Origin of the sequence: Parabacteroides sp. AD58, assembly GCF_023744375.2 — a bacterium.
Classification (GTDB): Bacteria; Bacteroidota; Bacteroidia; order Bacteroidales; family Tannerellaceae; genus Parabacteroides; species Parabacteroides absconsus.
Map to the genome: position 1 here is coordinate 1,726,529 of NZ_CP146284.1, position 14,612 is coordinate 1,741,140.

General features: G+C 45.2%; 10 protein-coding genes and 1 pseudogene. 3 read left to right on the forward strand and 8 right to left on the reverse strand.

Going from position 1 to position 14,612, the window contains the following annotated elements:
- Positions 1 to 5: 5 nt before the first annotated feature.
- The 3 genes from NEE14_RS07630 (at position 6) to NEE14_RS07640 (ending at position 3,993) form a co-directional block, all read left to right on the forward strand.
- Complete coding sequence (locus NEE14_RS07630) at positions 6 to 1,544, forward strand: RagB/SusD family nutrient uptake outer membrane protein (RefSeq protein ID WP_251968147.1); 1,539 nt, start codon at positions 6 to 8, stop codon at positions 1,542 to 1,544.
- A 19-nt stretch (positions 1,545 to 1,563) separates the two neighbouring features.
- Complete coding sequence (locus tag NEE14_RS07635; protein ID WP_251968146.1) at positions 1,564 to 2,334, forward strand: hypothetical protein; 771 nt, start codon at positions 1,564 to 1,566, stop codon at positions 2,332 to 2,334.
- 270 nt (positions 2,335 to 2,604) lie between these two features.
- Entirely contained in the window at positions 2,605 to 3,993 is a 1,389-nt protein-coding gene (locus NEE14_RS07640) for an ATP-binding protein (protein WP_251968145.1), read from the forward strand.
- A gap of 400 nt (positions 3,994 to 4,393) precedes the next feature.
- Here the strand turns inward: NEE14_RS07640 and NEE14_RS07645 are convergent, their stop codons facing one another.
- The 8 genes and pseudogenes from NEE14_RS07645 to NEE14_RS07680 form a co-directional block, all read right to left on the reverse strand.
- Positions 4,394 to 6,706, reverse strand: coding sequence for a TonB-dependent receptor (locus NEE14_RS07645; protein ID WP_251968144.1), 2,313 nt, complete (start codon positions 6,704 to 6,706; stop codon positions 4,394 to 4,396).
- Positions 6,707 to 6,811: 105 nt separating this feature from the next.
- Positions 6,812 to 7,576 (reverse strand): hypothetical protein, encoded by a 765-nt coding sequence (locus NEE14_RS07650; RefSeq protein ID WP_251968143.1) that lies wholly within the window; start codon positions 7,574 to 7,576, stop codon positions 6,812 to 6,814.
- A 41-nt stretch (positions 7,577 to 7,617) separates the two neighbouring features.
- Positions 7,618 to 8,736: a PDDEXK nuclease domain-containing protein gene (locus NEE14_RS07655; protein ID WP_251968142.1), complete on the reverse strand. Its 1,119-nt coding sequence runs from the start codon at positions 8,734 to 8,736 to the stop codon at positions 7,618 to 7,620.
- A gap of 87 nt (positions 8,737 to 8,823) precedes the next feature.
- Positions 8,824 to 10,290 (reverse strand): mobilization protein, encoded by a 1,467-nt coding sequence (locus NEE14_RS07660; protein ID WP_251968141.1) that lies wholly within the window; start codon positions 10,288 to 10,290, stop codon positions 8,824 to 8,826.
- A 307-nt stretch (positions 10,291 to 10,597) separates the two neighbouring features.
- A pseudogene (locus NEE14_RS07665) lies at positions 10,598 to 11,709 on the reverse strand (DUF6371 domain-containing protein).
- A 177-nt stretch (positions 11,710 to 11,886) separates the two neighbouring features.
- Positions 11,887 to 13,032, reverse strand: coding sequence for an AAA family ATPase (locus NEE14_RS07670; protein WP_251968140.1), 1,146 nt, complete (start codon positions 13,030 to 13,032; stop codon positions 11,887 to 11,889).
- 5 nt (positions 13,033 to 13,037) lie between these two features.
- Positions 13,038 to 13,412, reverse strand: coding sequence for a helix-turn-helix domain-containing protein (locus NEE14_RS07675; RefSeq protein WP_251968139.1), 375 nt, complete (start codon positions 13,410 to 13,412; stop codon positions 13,038 to 13,040).
- Between the two features lie 210 nt (positions 13,413 to 13,622).
- Positions 13,623 to 14,453: a transposase gene (locus NEE14_RS07680; protein WP_251968138.1), complete on the reverse strand. Its 831-nt coding sequence runs from the start codon at positions 14,451 to 14,453 to the stop codon at positions 13,623 to 13,625.
- Positions 14,454 to 14,612: the final 159 nt, after the last annotated feature.

Genomic DNA, 14,612 nt, shown 5'->3' on the forward strand with positions numbered 1-14,612 from the left:
AAGAGATGAAAAAAATATTCAAATATCTATTTGTAGGTTTAATGGGATGCGCAACGTTGTCATCCTGTCTGGAAAGTGCTTTGGAGACAGCTCCGACCGATTCAATGTCAGGAACGGGCTTGCTGGCAAATGCCAATGCGGCACTTGTTCCATTAAACGGTATCTATCGTTCGATGTATGCTTCCTGGTCACCAACAGGCAATACACACCAGAGTTTTGGTATCAGCTCTTACAACCTGATGGCAGAAGTCATGGGTGAAGACTTTATCCAGGCTGCTCAAGGTAGCGGATGGTTCTGGTATGACTGCCTTTACATGGTAAAAGACAGATATACTTCTTCGGCTTGGCGTTCATACGACTTGTGGAACGGATATTATACATGGGTTTCAAATGCCAACTATATTCTGGCTGCTGAAGAATCAATGGAAGGCGATCAGACCGACATCAATTATATCATGGGCCAGGCGCATGCTATCCGCGCGTATTCATATTTCATGCTGGCACAAAGTTTTGCCCGTACATACAAAGGACATGAATCAGAGCCTTGCTGCCCGATCTACACAGAACCGACAGTTGCCGGAACTCAAGGCCAGCCTCGTTCAACTGTTCAGCAAGTGTATGATCAGATCTTGTCGGATATCAACACGGCTATTGAACTGTTAAACGGAACAACCCGCAAGCATATCACGCATATCAACTATGCTACTGCTTTAGGATTAAAAGCACGTATCGCGCTGGTAATGGAAGACTGGACAACTGCTAAAGAAGCAGCCAAAGCAGCTATCGAAGCCAGCGGATGCCGGGTTTTACCAGTAGCCAGCTTTACAGGGTTGAACAACTCGGATGCGGCTAATGTTATGTGGGGAGCCAAAATCATCTCCGATCAGTCTACTATGTATGCCAGCTTCTTCTCACACATGGATGCCGATGGAACCGGTTACGCCAACAGCGGAGCTTACAAACAGATCAGCAAGTTACTGTATGATGAAATGGATGCCAAAGATACACGTCGTGCGTGGTGGGATCCGACAGATGAAAGAAATGGCGATTGCGGCTATATGCAGAACAAATTCAAGTTTGCCGATACACAAACCTGGACGGGTGATTACATCTGGATGCGTGTAGAAGAAATGTATCTGACAGCTGCCGAAGCTGAATGCCGCTTAGGCGAAGAAGCAGCAGCGAAAGAAGACCTGAATGCTGTCATGAGCCAGCGTGTAGAAGGATATACCTGTACAAAAACAGGTACTGCCTTAGGAAAACTGACTACAGATATGACCGGTTCTCTGTTGGAAGAAATCATCACTCAGCGTAGAATTGAGCTTTGGGGTGAAATCGGCCGTATTTATGATATCCGCCGTCTGAAACAAGGTTTCGTCCGCACAACTGCTATGGGATGGCCGACAGCCGCTTTGCTGACCAACCGTCCGACTGACGATCCGGAAAGCTATATGTGGGTATTAACTATTCCGCAAAGCGAATTTGATGGCAATGCCAATATGAACCCAGTTACTGATCAGAATCCGGTAGGTGATACTAAATAACATTTAATTTAGAATGACAATGAAAATAAAAGGTTATATATTTGGAATAGGTGTCGCTATGGCTGCTTTATTTACTTCCTGCGACACAGACAACGTGAAAGATGTATTCCAGGAAACAACCATAGGAGCTGCTTTTACATTCGGAGCTCAATCGGTTTCTTTCCCGGCCAACGGATATGAGGGCTTTGATGTGGAAATAACACGTGCCCAGCACGAAGAAGCTGCAACAATAGGCATTACAGCTGCTATGGAAGATGGCTCAGTCCTTCCTGCCGAGATTAAAGTTCCTTCAGAACTCACATTCGACGCCGGAGAATATCGGAAAATGTTGCATGTCACTGTAGGCAACATCAAATCTGGAGTTTCTTATCCGGTAGCAATTACAATTGATCCGTCGGCTGCTTCTTCTTTCGAAGACGCGATTACGACAAAAGTAGTTTCTGTTTACCGTGACTATACTTATACAAGCCTCGGAACAGGTAAACTGATTTCTGAATTCTTCGGTGGTGAAGGGGAAGCTGAAATTCAGAAAGCCGATGATATCAACTGGTATAAAGCAGTCAGCTTGTATGAAGAAGGATATGACTTAGTTTTCAAGATTGCCGACAACGGTAAAGATGTAACCGTCGACAAACAGGCTATCGCTTCCGATATCAGTGGATACGGAACAGCTTATGCAGCCGGTTCAGGTACACTTGAAGATGGAGTTATCACGGTAACTCTCGAATTTACCGTTAGTGCTGGTAGCTTCGGTACTGCTAAAGAAGTAATCATTTTACCGACAAAGTAAAAAACAGCTTCATATTATTATAAAGGTAAGGAAGGAATCCGCGGATTCCTTCCTTCTTTTTTATAGTCTCCTCTCCCACCGCCCATTCTCCCACTCCTCACCCGAAAAAGTTACGAATTCACTCTTCCTAAAATGATATGAAAGGTAAGTCTCCAAGCGACAACAGCACGGATATCTTTCCTCTCTGCTATAAATCTAAACCCTTTATACCAAAGACACCGATAAAATTGTAAATTTGCAATATGGATGTATAATAAACAACTGGCAACTATGGATAGAATATACCCTATTGGCATACAGAATTTCGGCGAAATACGTAAAGGCGGATATGTTTATGTAGATAAAACAGCCTTGCTATATAAGCTAGTAAAGACAGGCAAATATTATTTCTTCGGTCGTCCACGCCGTTTTGGTAAAAGCCTGATGATTTCTACGCTGGAAGCCTACTTTGAAGGACAAAAAGAGCTGTTCAAAGGTCTGGCCATGGAAAAACTGGAAAAAGACTGGACCGTAAGTCCTGTGTTGCATCTTGACCTGAACAATCAAGAATACAATTCAAGAGAGAATTTGGAAATAATACTCAATAATTATCTCACGCGGTGGGAAAGAATTTATGGAAATGATCCATCGGAAAAGTCTCTTTCCCTGCGTTTTGCAGGTATCATACGGCGTGCTTCCGAAAAGACCGGACAGAACGTAGCCATCCTTATCGACGAATACGATAAGCCGTTAATCCAATCACTCAACAATGAAGACCTACAAGCCGAATACCGTAGCATACTGAAAGCATTTTACGGGAACTTAAAATCTTGCGACAAATATATCCGTTTTGCCATCCTGACAGGGGTGACACGGTTCAGTAGGATAAGTATCTTCAGCGACCTGAACAATCTGAATGACATCACCATGGATCCGGAGTATGCCACACTCTGCGGCATCAGTGAAACTGAACTAACTACCAACTTTGCTTCAGATATTAACCGACTTGCAGTCAAACAAAAAATAAGTTATTGCCAGGCCTGTGAGCTACTGAAGAAAAAATACGACGGATATCATTTCGTACAAGATACAGAAGGGCTGTACAATCCATTCAGCCTGCTAAACACGTTTTTTCGCATGATGCCTGAAAACTATTGGTTTTCTACCGGAACACCTTCTTTTTTGGTAAAGCTCTTACAAAAGAACAATTATCTGCTTAGTGAGTTAACAGATAAAACTGAAGCAACAGCCGATGAACTGACAGGATTAGAAAACCTTGATAACAATCCGATACCGTTGTTCTTTCAAAGCGGTTATCTCACCATCAAAGGCTATGATCCGGAGTTCAAGAACTATCTTCTCGGATTCCCGAATGAGGAAGTAGAACAAAGTTTTATGAGTTACCTCATGCCTGCCTATATGAATTTAAACGGCCGAAATCCCAGTTTCCATATTCTGAATTTCATTAAAGAAATAAGATCAGGCAAAATAGACGCTTTTATGAAGCGGCTACAAGGTTTTTTTGCAGATACACCCTACGAATTGATCCGAAACAATGAACTACATTATCAAAATGTTTTATTCATCATATTCAAGTTAATGGGTTTCTATACCGAAGTAGAATATCATACTTCACAAGGCAGAATAGATATGGTTGTAAAAACTCCCAACTATATTTAATAGAAGTATTTACAAACAGTTGTTATTCAATAGTTTATAAGTTATAAGTCAGAAATATGGTCATAATCTTTAATCGTACATTCTAAAGGGTGAAGATTTAACGCTTTTATTGATTATTAACTCACTTACGGTAACAATATAGGTGGTTTCTTCTTTTTTTCTATGCAATTTGTTTCCAATATTCCACTTCTGTTTTAGCTCATAGTTTAAGCCGATAATAAAGATATCATATTTTGCTTACATTGTTCAATATTTCTTTCCTGTACTAAAGGTAAAATAATTCTGAGCATCGAACGCAAAAGAAAGGTGGAATATCCGTTGCTCTTTGAAGAGTAAAAGAGAAGGGAGAATCTTTCGACGTTGAGCCGATAGGTTCTCCCTTTTTCCTTTTTTGAGTCTATCAATTTCTGTTCAGTATTCCGGAATCTTTATCTTTATTTTGCATCTTCAGTTTCACGCCTGACTTGGACTTGCCGAATGAGAAGTTGTAAACAAGGTTTATATACACCATATTGGCATTGTTGATGATTCTTTCGGTTTCTGTACGTTGCAGAAGCGGTGTCCCTGATACGGATGTAACCTGTTTCCATGAATCATAGAACGGGTATCTTATGCCTCCGGTGATGGTCAGGTTCTTGATTGGTTTATAAGACAGTTCCACTGATGCCATACTTGGTATGTTTTTCGTCGTCTGTCCGATAAGTGATTTCTTCTGAGTCTGGTAGAACAGCTGCAATCCCCATTTATTGTATGCAAGGTATATTGACGGAATGATAGAATAGCCTGTATGGTTCCACTGTGAATCACCCAGTCTGTTTATCTGATGGAACACTTCAGAATACAGTCTCAGTCTGAGTATATTGTTTGAAAACGGATACCACTGCAGAAACAGACTGGCTTTCATGTTCTGAGCGTTGTCCAGGTTGCCGAATGTCTCAATGATGTTTGTATCATCCGATTGGAAAATCGGTGCGATGGCATCTTTTGTATATGAGTATCCCACTTCAGCATTGATAACAAATTTCTTGAAGCCTTTGAAGTAGGACAGCGACAAATCATGATTGTTGCTCGGGGCCAAATTCGGATTTCCCGCAAATATATAGTTGGGATCCTTGAAATACGGATTATAAGTGAGCGAAGATACCGACGGGTTTTCGGTGTTCACCTCGTAATTGAACATCAGATCCGAACTTTGGTCTATGAAGTATCCCAATTTCACCTGAGGACGGAAATAGGTAAAGTTGTAGGTCTTGTTCTCAATGGTGGTAAATATATTGTTGTTTACACCGGCACTTATGCTGTAATTGAATCTTTCCCCCAGCATCCCGGTTATGCCCAGATAGGAATAGATTTCATTGGTGGTTATCCGGTTGTTTGAAGGCAGATTGTTCTGGATACTGTTGTTGTACATGTACCTGGTTCCGACATACAGGTTTGCAGTCTTCATCTTATAGTTATACAGCGCCTCGCCGATAACGGAGTATTTGTCCGTGTTGATTACCGTTGCCGTTTCAAAATCCAGTTTTTCATCCAGGAGTTCCTTGTATTCATAATCATAGTCTGACTTGTAGTAAGTACCGACAAGATTCATTATCAGTTCATGTCTGGAACCGAATGATTTGCTGAAATACATATCCATAACCGGACTGATGTATTTGTCTTTGTCCGAGCTTTCACCGATTTTGACGGATTCCACGTCATTTATCCTTGATGTGATGTCCTGTATCGAGGAACGTCTGCGGTTCAAGGAGTTGAAGGACAGTTTTGCACTGAACAGATAGTTGTCCGCTTTTGAGTTGTTGAAACTGATTTCAGCCATCTGCTGTTCATAGGCATACGGGCTGTTGCGTCCACTTTTTGTCTTTTGGTAATCTGTTCCTCCGACAGAATATGCCATTTCTTCATCCAATACCCTTTTGTTGTAGTTTCTGTAATTGATATTGTATGTTACGCCTATCTGCGAATTTCCCCAGTTGTATTTGAAGTTGACAACATTGTTGCCGAAGCCTGTAGTCACGGCATTCTGGGTATTGATGCCGACAGAACCTCCGTTCTGTTTTTCCTTGGTCACTACATTTATGACCGCTCCCAATCCCATATTGGAGTATTGGATGGGCGGTTGTGTGTAATAGTCTATTTTTGCGATGTTCTCGGGAGATATGACTGAAAGGTCAGTCGGAGTTGACGGAACCCCGTTGATCAGGATCTTTACCGCCTTGCCGTCAACCGACGAGACACTCTGGTCAAGAACCTGTATCTTGGGCAGAAATTCCAATGCGGACAGAGCACTGCTGTATTGCCCCTTTTCTACATTGGTCAGTTTATATTCTTTCTTGTCGGCAAATCTTTTCACCATGCTTGCCGTAACAACTACCTCTTCCAGATTCATAGAATTTTCCTGTAGGTGTATTATACCCAAATCGGTTGTTTTGTCCAGTTTCAGATCCTGATAATGGTTCGAGTAGCCCAGAAATGATATTTCAAGACCATAATCTCCGGACTTCAGTCCTTCTATGGCAAATCGACCTTCTCCATCCGTGGTTCCTCCTTTGTAATAAAGGGAATCTGTCTTGGATCTGATTACCACTGAGGCTCCGGTTACAGAATGTTCCCTGGAATCCTTCACAACACCTTTGACGGTATGTTGAGCCCATGCCGGTATTGTACACACGATACTGCAAAGCAGCAAAAAAATAAGTTTCAATCTTCTCATGACGAATAGCTGTTTTTTTGTGCAAAAGTAATGTTCGACAAGAAAAAGCAGCTATAAAACAGCTGACATTTTGCTGACATCTGCCTGACAATTGGCTGAAAGTCATCAGTTTTCTATTTTGAGCGAATAATATCCACCTTTATCCGAAATTATCCGCACGTTGCTGTTGCTCTCAACGACAGGTTTCAACCGGCGGACTAATGTGTATAATGTTTCTTTGGAATTGTCCTTACCCGGCCATAGTTTCTTGCAGATTTCATTGATCGGCACCTTTTTGCATTCGCTGGTGATAAGGATTTTCATGAACGCATACTGCATCGGCGTAAAATGGATTTCTTCATGGTTTCCATTGTAGAACAATGAACGGGAGTCGGAAAATACAATATCTCCGAAAACTATAGACTGATTGTCGGACTGAAGGCTTGGATATATGGATTTCTTGTGATTCAGGTAAAACATGGAGAACATACCCCAAAGTATTGACGCTATAAACAACATGCCGGGAACTGTTTGTTCGGACATGCTGAAAACTGCGGCTTTGGAGCAGTTGGGATACGCCCTTACATGAAGTCTTTCTTCACCACACTTATAGGTCATGGTATCACTGCAGAAGGATACATTGCTTGTTTCCTCCGTGCACATTGCCAGATAGGAAGTTTTCTTCAGCTGGTCAATTTTTAATTTTGACCTGTACACTTTCAGCGTGTCAGCCGTAATACGGTCTGATTGTTTGTATAGGATAGTCTGGGCCAAAGCTTGGTTGACATCATCTATAATATGTTCTTTCGCGGTTGTATAGTTGCCGTAACTCAGGAACAATGATGGTATCATCAAAGAGAAAAATACTGTTATTGCTATAAATGGATTCATGTTTTATCTGTTATTAGTCTTGAAAGTATGTGTATTTTTGTTCATTGCCTGTCAGATTCCAATTCTTTCTCAATTTCCTCAATTGTAGGCAAACTTCCTCGAAAATCTTTCGGTAGAGCTTGTCCTAATTCATAATCGGAAATTCCGATAGGCTTCTGAATATCACGCAAGGCATATTCTGCTTTGATACGGTCTTTACTCTTGCAAAGCAGCAGTCCGATAGTCCGGTTATCCCCCTTTCGGCAAAGAATATCATCTACAGCAGAACAGTAGAAATTCAGTTTGCCGATATATTCCGGCATGAACTCTGTATCTTTTAATTCGATTACTAAGTAACGGTGCAGAAAGGCGTTATACATCAATATGTCAATATAATAATCATCACCAGATACCTCTATATGATACTGCCGTCCTATGAAAGCAAAGCCAGCCCCCATTTCTACAAGGAATTTCTCCACATGCTTCACCAAACCGATTTCCACATCACGCTCATTGTATTGCTCTGTGAAAGTCAGCATATCAAATATATATGGGTCTTTGAGCATTGATTTCACATCATTTGCTTCCGGAACAGGCAGGGTTTCAGTGAAATTGTTAGCCAACGCTCCATGCTTGCCATAATCATCAAGTTTGATGGCTTCTTGCAAATAGCGTGTTGTCCAGTGATTAGTAATACTCTGCACCATATACCAATAGCGTGCACGAATATCTTTAACCTGCTTTATCAATACAAGATTGTGCGTCCAATCCAGATGCTTGATGGGGAGGGTGAAATTATATTCATCCAATTGCGAAATCACTGATTTCGCAATTGGAGAAACTGCCCTTTTTATCATCGTAAGTTCCTGATTATACTCATTGAAAAACTGTACCATATATTGCATGTTACGTACAGTAAATCCTTTTATTTCGGAATAATCGTTCTTCAAGTCCGCTGCCAGCCGTTGCAAGGTTTTTTTGCCCCAACCGTCTGCATCCTGACTTTGCTGCAACATGCCGCCAATATCCCAATACATCCTGAGCATTTCTTCATTGGCAGCATAAATCGCCCTTTGCTGGGCTATCAGTACCCGTTGCTTGATTTTGCGAAGCAATGTCGCATAACCACGAAAGCTATCCGACATGTTTTCAATTGCTTGTTTATCTGTATTTTTAGCCATATTCTCCTTTGATATATTTACAAAGTTACGTTTTTTATTCGATTGTACATCAAATTCATACAATATTATTAGTTATTCTCTTATGAGCTATCTTCTCATCGAAAATCCTCTTTTCTGCTGCTGGTCATAATTCCCTTCCACCACATTGTCGACTTCCCGTCTGGCTTTGATTTGCTCCCGGTTGTCAAATTCACCTTTTTGTCTGGCAGTGAAGTACAGGAAATCCCCTGCCGCCTGATGTGATTGTCTGTCATCCCCGAACAGGTTAAGAGCGTTCTTGATGTCAGATACCTGTTCCGTGTCAAAACGTGGCTTGTAATAATCACGGGCGAAACGGATAACACTGTGTACTGCCTTACGGAAGATGTCGCTCGTTTTGAGCAGCAGGAAACTGAGACAACCGATAATATGGCTTTGCCATGCAATCCGTTTTTTAAACCTTGTTGTTTCCTGTGCATATTCCGTTTCCTTACGGTTCAGTTCGGACCGGTGTTTGGCCTCCAGTTGTATCAGCTCACGGCTATGGTCGTTTTGTATGGTCTGGATTTTATCCTGCAACCGTTCAATGGTTTCCTCGTGCGTGGAAATCTCACAGCGCAAATCCTCTATTTCATTTTTCAGGGCTTTTGATTTCCCGGTAGCCCAGCCGACAGCGGCGTTCAGAAGCTCGCTTCCTTTTTCCTTGTTCAGTCTGGAGCGTTTCTCGCTGATAGCCCTGTCAAGGTCTTCACTCTGCCGTTCCTTTTCATTTGCCTTTTCGATAAGGGCATTGGTGATATTTTCCGTTTCCTGCATCTTTTTGTTCGCCATTTCCAGCTGATGTTCCCGATATTGCCTCGTGGCATCAAGTCGCTTCATTTCCTCCTTCTGCTTCCCAATGATAAAGTCGTTACGTTCCTGATGTTCCTTGCCTGTAACAGCCTTTGACTGCCCACGCTCCATCAGAAGTATGTCGGATGCCAAATTCTGCATTTCTGTCATATCCTCGTCATTGAGCTTGCGGCTCTTGCCTGTGTCATGGTTCATCCAGTCGAAAACGATATGGGCATGGTAATTTGGCTTGAACCATCTTTCGCCTACTTTGAAACTCTCCCTGTCTTCCGCTTCCGGCTGACCGTTCAGCCAGTGCCCCTCGTCCTTGTGCAGGAAGATCTGGAGTGGAGTGATGCCCCAGCGTCTCTGGCACTCCTCGCCAAACTTGCGAACATCTGCCAGTGTCGTGTCCGGTCTGATGAGCAACACGCCCTCACGGATTGGCGAGCATCCAGCCACCTTGGTGATTTTCCCGTTCCTGCCTTTGCGTTCACGCTCCTTCTCCTGCATCGCACGTCCTGTCTTTTCCTTGACCATCCGCTTGATGTAGTCATAGTGCGCCTGCAGGTCGGGGTTGCCGAAGCCTAGGTTTATCCACTGCTCGTTACCGGCAGTCAGTTCGGGCACGATGTAGATTTGAGACTTGCCGATATTGCGCATGTACTCGGCAGTTCTCCGGTTATGAGCCCCGCTTGATGTGACTCTGCAGGGCTTGATATGTATGCTTGATTTTGTTGCCATATTCTTAAATTTTGATTCAGGTTGTCTGACTAAAGTTGTTAGCTGATGTCCGCTCATAACCGCACAGGGCTCTTAGGGGTGTAACCCATAAGCGGAGATTGCAAAGAGAGGGTCACTCTTTGCTCGGGGTTCTCAGGGGAGAAACGCCCTGAGTGGGTTCCTAGGGCAAAGTCCTAAGTGGGACGGGGCAAAGCCCAGCCCCTCGGGAGAGCCCACAACTACGTAAGCGGAGCGTGTAGTTATAGTGGGCTATATCAATGGCAAGCCATTGTCCGTACACTACAACCTCCGGTTTCCCTCTCCTCCGTTAAGGAGGGTTTCCGTCACCGCTGCCGATTGGGGATGCACCGACCAGCACAAGCCCCAGATCATCTATCAGCTTTTGAAGGGCGGGGTTCTTTTCTATCATCCTTTGCAGGATTCTTTCCGCTTCCACCAGATGGTCGGCTGTACAATTTATCCTGCTTTCCCGTATCTGGAAGATTATCCAGTCGGCTATGTCAATATGTGCAGCCTTCTGCTCCGGCGTTGCGTTCTTCTCTATGAGGTCAGACACCATCACCTTGCAGAAGGTCATGCCGTCGGCACGCTCTTTCCATTCGGCATAGGCATCGGCATCCGGAAAGAGAAGCACGGTCCGTCCGGTCAGCACACGGAGCTTTTCCTCCCGCAACTGGCTTTTGCCTCCTACCGCCAGCCATACATAGCCGGGGAAGAGGGCGGAACCGATAACGGCACTCTTCTCGGATTCCACCAGAACCGCCACCTTGTCAGGATAGACATTCAGCAGGTGTTCCCCGAAAAGGCATTGGGAAAGCTGCCATTCCTCCGCCAGTACCCGTTGTCTTTTCAGTATGCTGTGTATCCAGTTCACTGCCGATGTCTGTCCGTCCTTTACACGGTGTCCGTCCCCGGGATTGTACTGCATCACCTTGCCTGTCCGCACCTTGTTCTCCCGGTCAATCTGCCAGAAGATGACCGCACCGTCACGGGTTGCTCCCAGACGGTAATCCTCCATAACCTTTTCAGCACTTCCTTTGCCTTGCAGCCGTAATAGGAATCAAGCAGTGCTGAAAGGAAACGGCAGAAGTTGCTATGCACGCTCTGCGATTTCTCCACATAGTGCGGCGAAATGTAACCGATGGCTGTCTGTTGCAGCGGTTGCTTGGGCTTCTGCGCCATACATTGCCTGCCGGAAGAGAAATCACCGGCGGTCCGGCATTCGGGGTGGTCGTGAAAATACTGTTTGGGCGTATAATGATACCCGCAGCCGCTTTCGTGGTTGCACCTGCCGACTGACGGGTGAAGGGGCGTACCGCTTTCGTCCACGTAGTAGGCGAAGGAATGTCTGTCCCCGCAATTCGGACAGGTATGCCGTGTTGACGTTCCTTTATATTTCTGTAATGAATAGTTGCTCATGACTTTTTTTGATGATTGGTTTTCTACTGTTGTCCCGCTGTCCCACTGTCCCGCCCCCTAAAGGCTGGGACAGTGGGACACTTGGGACACTCTGGAAAATCAGGACCCAGTTTGTATGCTCCCATGTCCTGTAAATGATACGGTCAGCTGTCATACAGACGTGTGCAGGCTGCTTTTTCATGGTTTGTCCTCCTTTTCATGTCCTGCAAACAGCTCCGCCTGCCTTGCTTCTCCTGCTGTCCCGCTTGTCCCATCTGTCCCATGCTGTCCCATTGTCCCGTTCTCCTTGGGACGGGACAGCGGGACACCCGGGACGGCAGCGTTCCAGTCCTCCTTGCTGCGCTGGATTATCCGGCTGACGGTGGACTTGCCGCAATTGACCTGCGAGGCAATCTCCCGGACTGACTTCCCGGATTGGGACAGTTGCAGGATAAGGCAATCCCTTTGTCCCGATTCGTTGTCACCCGGTTTCTTCAGGTGTTCCTTTTCGGTTGAATAGCCCCTGAACACGAATTGCAGGAAGGCATCCGTTTTCTCAATCTCATAGACAATCACATTGTCGGCATCGTACGAGAATGTCCCGTAACGGACCTTGAGCTGCTTCACATAGCGGAGTCCCCCATCCAGTGCGCTTTTCCCGATGATAAACACGCTGTCAAAGAAATTGTAGAGCCGCTTGCTTCCGGCAAGGTCGTTGGACGTGATGGGACAGTCCAGTGAACGCTTTGGGGTGTGTGCCAGGACAAGGATGGAAAGCCCGTATCTCTTTTTGAGATTGTTGAGCTGTATCATCAGCCGTCCCGCCGCATCGCCTTTCTCCATGGCACAGCACAGGTAAGTAAGGTTGTCAACGATGAATATCCTGCAGCGGGTCTGTTGTGCCATCTGTTCTATGCTGCCGATGATCGTCCCTTCAAAGTCGGCATCCAGAAGGGCGTCACAGTCAAGCGATACCCGGTACAGCCTTTCGGGAAAAATGTAAGGCTTTCCGTACTCGTCGGTATAGCGGAGCTGGAATTGCTTTTCTGACAGTTCAAAGTCCAGATAAAGCACGTTGTCAGTCCGGGCGATACGGTCGGCTATCTGCACGGCAAGGATGGATTTTCCCACGTTGGAATCCGCAAAGAGGCAGGACAGTTCCCCCTCGTACCAGAAGCTGTCCCACAACGCACGGGGCGTGGGCAGCTGCGATGCTTCGAGTATGGTCCGGTTGGCGGTCTTTATGCTCATCACGCCAATATTTTCCGGCATACCGTTCTGCATCTGGGCTGCCCTCGTCAGGTCGCCATGTATCATGCTGATATAGTTCTTGTCCTCTTCCATGGCTCTTACCAGTTACGTTGGCCGGGCTTGCGGCGGTGGGAGGAGGACATGGATTCGCTGAGTTCCTCATCGGACAGGGGTACGGGATTCTTGCGGGAGGATTCCAGCCATCTGTCCAGTTCGTCACGGTAAAGGCAATAACGTTTGCCGGGCTTGGTGGCCGGAATGCTTCCGTCCGACAGTTTCATGTAGAGCGTTCCCTTGGGAATACCGAGATATTCCGCCGCTTCATCCACGGACATGGGGACATGGGTGTCCACCGCCTTTGCATTGTTCACACTGCGCTGCTCGGTAAGCAGGCTTTTCAAGCTCATCACTTCGTCCCGAAGCTGGGCTACGACCTCCGGTAGGTCGTTGAATGTAATCACTGTTTTTTCCATTTGCGTACTCGCCTCTTTTGTAAGGCTTGGCGCAAAGGACAGCAATGATATGACCGTGAATATCTTCACGAAAGGTCATTGCAAAATAATTTCCGAATAACGATGTCCAACCGTGAATGACGGGCAAAGCTATTCGGGAAACAATGAGATACAGGCTGTTACGTGTTGCCTGATACTTGTCGTTATTGCTGTTATATCCCCGGGAAACGGTCAACTGTTCATTTCCCGTGCATAATCTTCGGGATAATGGAAGTCCAGACTGCCGTTTTCGGGTTCGTCAATGGGAATCAGCGTCTTTGACGGATCGACCTTGAAGTTCTTTATGGTCGCTATATCCGTGTCGGCAAATTCACGTGGGAAAAGGTTTTTGATAAAATTGGCACGGTTGTCCCCGTTGTAGTATTTCTTGTACATGAAACGCTCGGAAATGTTCCACACGAAATGGCGGAGCGGAATGTTGGTAATATCCCGGGTCAGCCGTCCTGTTATCGGCTTGGGCTTGTAGCTGTGAAGGCACATCCACTTGTTGACCTCGGCACAGATATGGTTGACGGTCTCCTTGTCTGCAATACGGGGCATGACGAAGTGGATGTACTCCATGACCATGCGGATCCGTTCCGTCTCTTCCTGCTTCTGTCTGTCCTCATAGCTGGCACGGTTCTTTTCGTGAAGTTCCGGGGCAATGGCAATCTCTACCGGTTTTATATCCGGGGTTGCTTCCCCGTTTGTCGGTATCGGTGTCGGAGCTGCAGGTTCATTCGCATTCTGTGGCTGTTCTTCCTGAGCCTTTATGATTCCGGCAGATGCCTTTTTCTTGCCGGACTTGAGTTTCCAGATCTCGTATGAGTCGAAAATGACCGTCTGGAAAGAGAGATAGAACAGCCAGCCGAGAATGTTGCTGCATACAAAGACTATCAGCCTTACAAAATTGTCCTGATTGAAACTTGCGGAGACAATCAGTGTGATAAAAAAGGAAATCAGGCAGATGGCAACGCCGATGAATCCCAGAATGATGTATTTGTCCTTTATCGTTGGTTCCATATCGTTTTTTCGGTTATTACTTGTAACTGTCAGGTCTTTGCAAATTTAATGGTATTCTTCCAATTATTACTCATTAGCCTTGGTTGGCGGTTTCTTTTTCAATGTTTTTCACCAAAAGTCCGGAATCATACCCGATTATCATACTATAATGACTTTTTA

What these genes read in the sequence shown, in the direction of transcription:
- NEE14_RS07645 (WP_251968144.1), bottom strand. Translation starts at nt 6,706, where the DNA reads ATGAGAAGATTGAAACTTATTTTTTTGCTGCTTTGCAGTATCGTGTGT.
- NEE14_RS07635 (WP_251968146.1), top strand. Translation starts at nt 1,564, where the DNA reads ATGAAAATAAAAGGTTATATATTTGGAATAGGTGTCGCTATGGCTGCT.
- NEE14_RS07655 (WP_251968142.1), bottom strand. Translation starts at nt 8,736, where the DNA reads ATGGCTAAAAATACAGATAAACAAGCAATTGAAAACATGTCGGATAGC.
- NEE14_RS07630 (WP_251968147.1), top strand. Translation starts at nt 6, where the DNA reads ATGAAAAAAATATTCAAATATCTATTTGTAGGTTTAATGGGATGCGCA.
- NEE14_RS07660 (WP_251968141.1), bottom strand. Translation starts at nt 10,290, where the DNA reads ATGGCAACAAAATCAAGCATACATATCAAGCCCTGCAGAGTCACATCA.
- NEE14_RS07640 (WP_251968145.1), top strand. Translation starts at nt 2,605, where the DNA reads ATGGATAGAATATACCCTATTGGCATACAGAATTTCGGCGAAATACGT.
- NEE14_RS07675 (WP_251968139.1), bottom strand. Translation starts at nt 13,412, where the DNA reads ATGGAAAAAACAGTGATTACATTCAACGACCTACCGGAGGTCGTAGCC.
- NEE14_RS07670 (WP_251968140.1), bottom strand. Translation starts at nt 13,032, where the DNA reads ATGGAAGAGGACAAGAACTATATCAGCATGATACATGGCGACCTGACG.
- NEE14_RS07680 (WP_251968138.1), bottom strand. Translation starts at nt 14,453, where the DNA reads ATGGAACCAACGATAAAGGACAAATACATCATTCTGGGATTCATCGGC.
- NEE14_RS07650 (WP_251968143.1), bottom strand. Translation starts at nt 7,576, where the DNA reads ATGAATCCATTTATAGCAATAACAGTATTTTTCTCTTTGATGATACCA.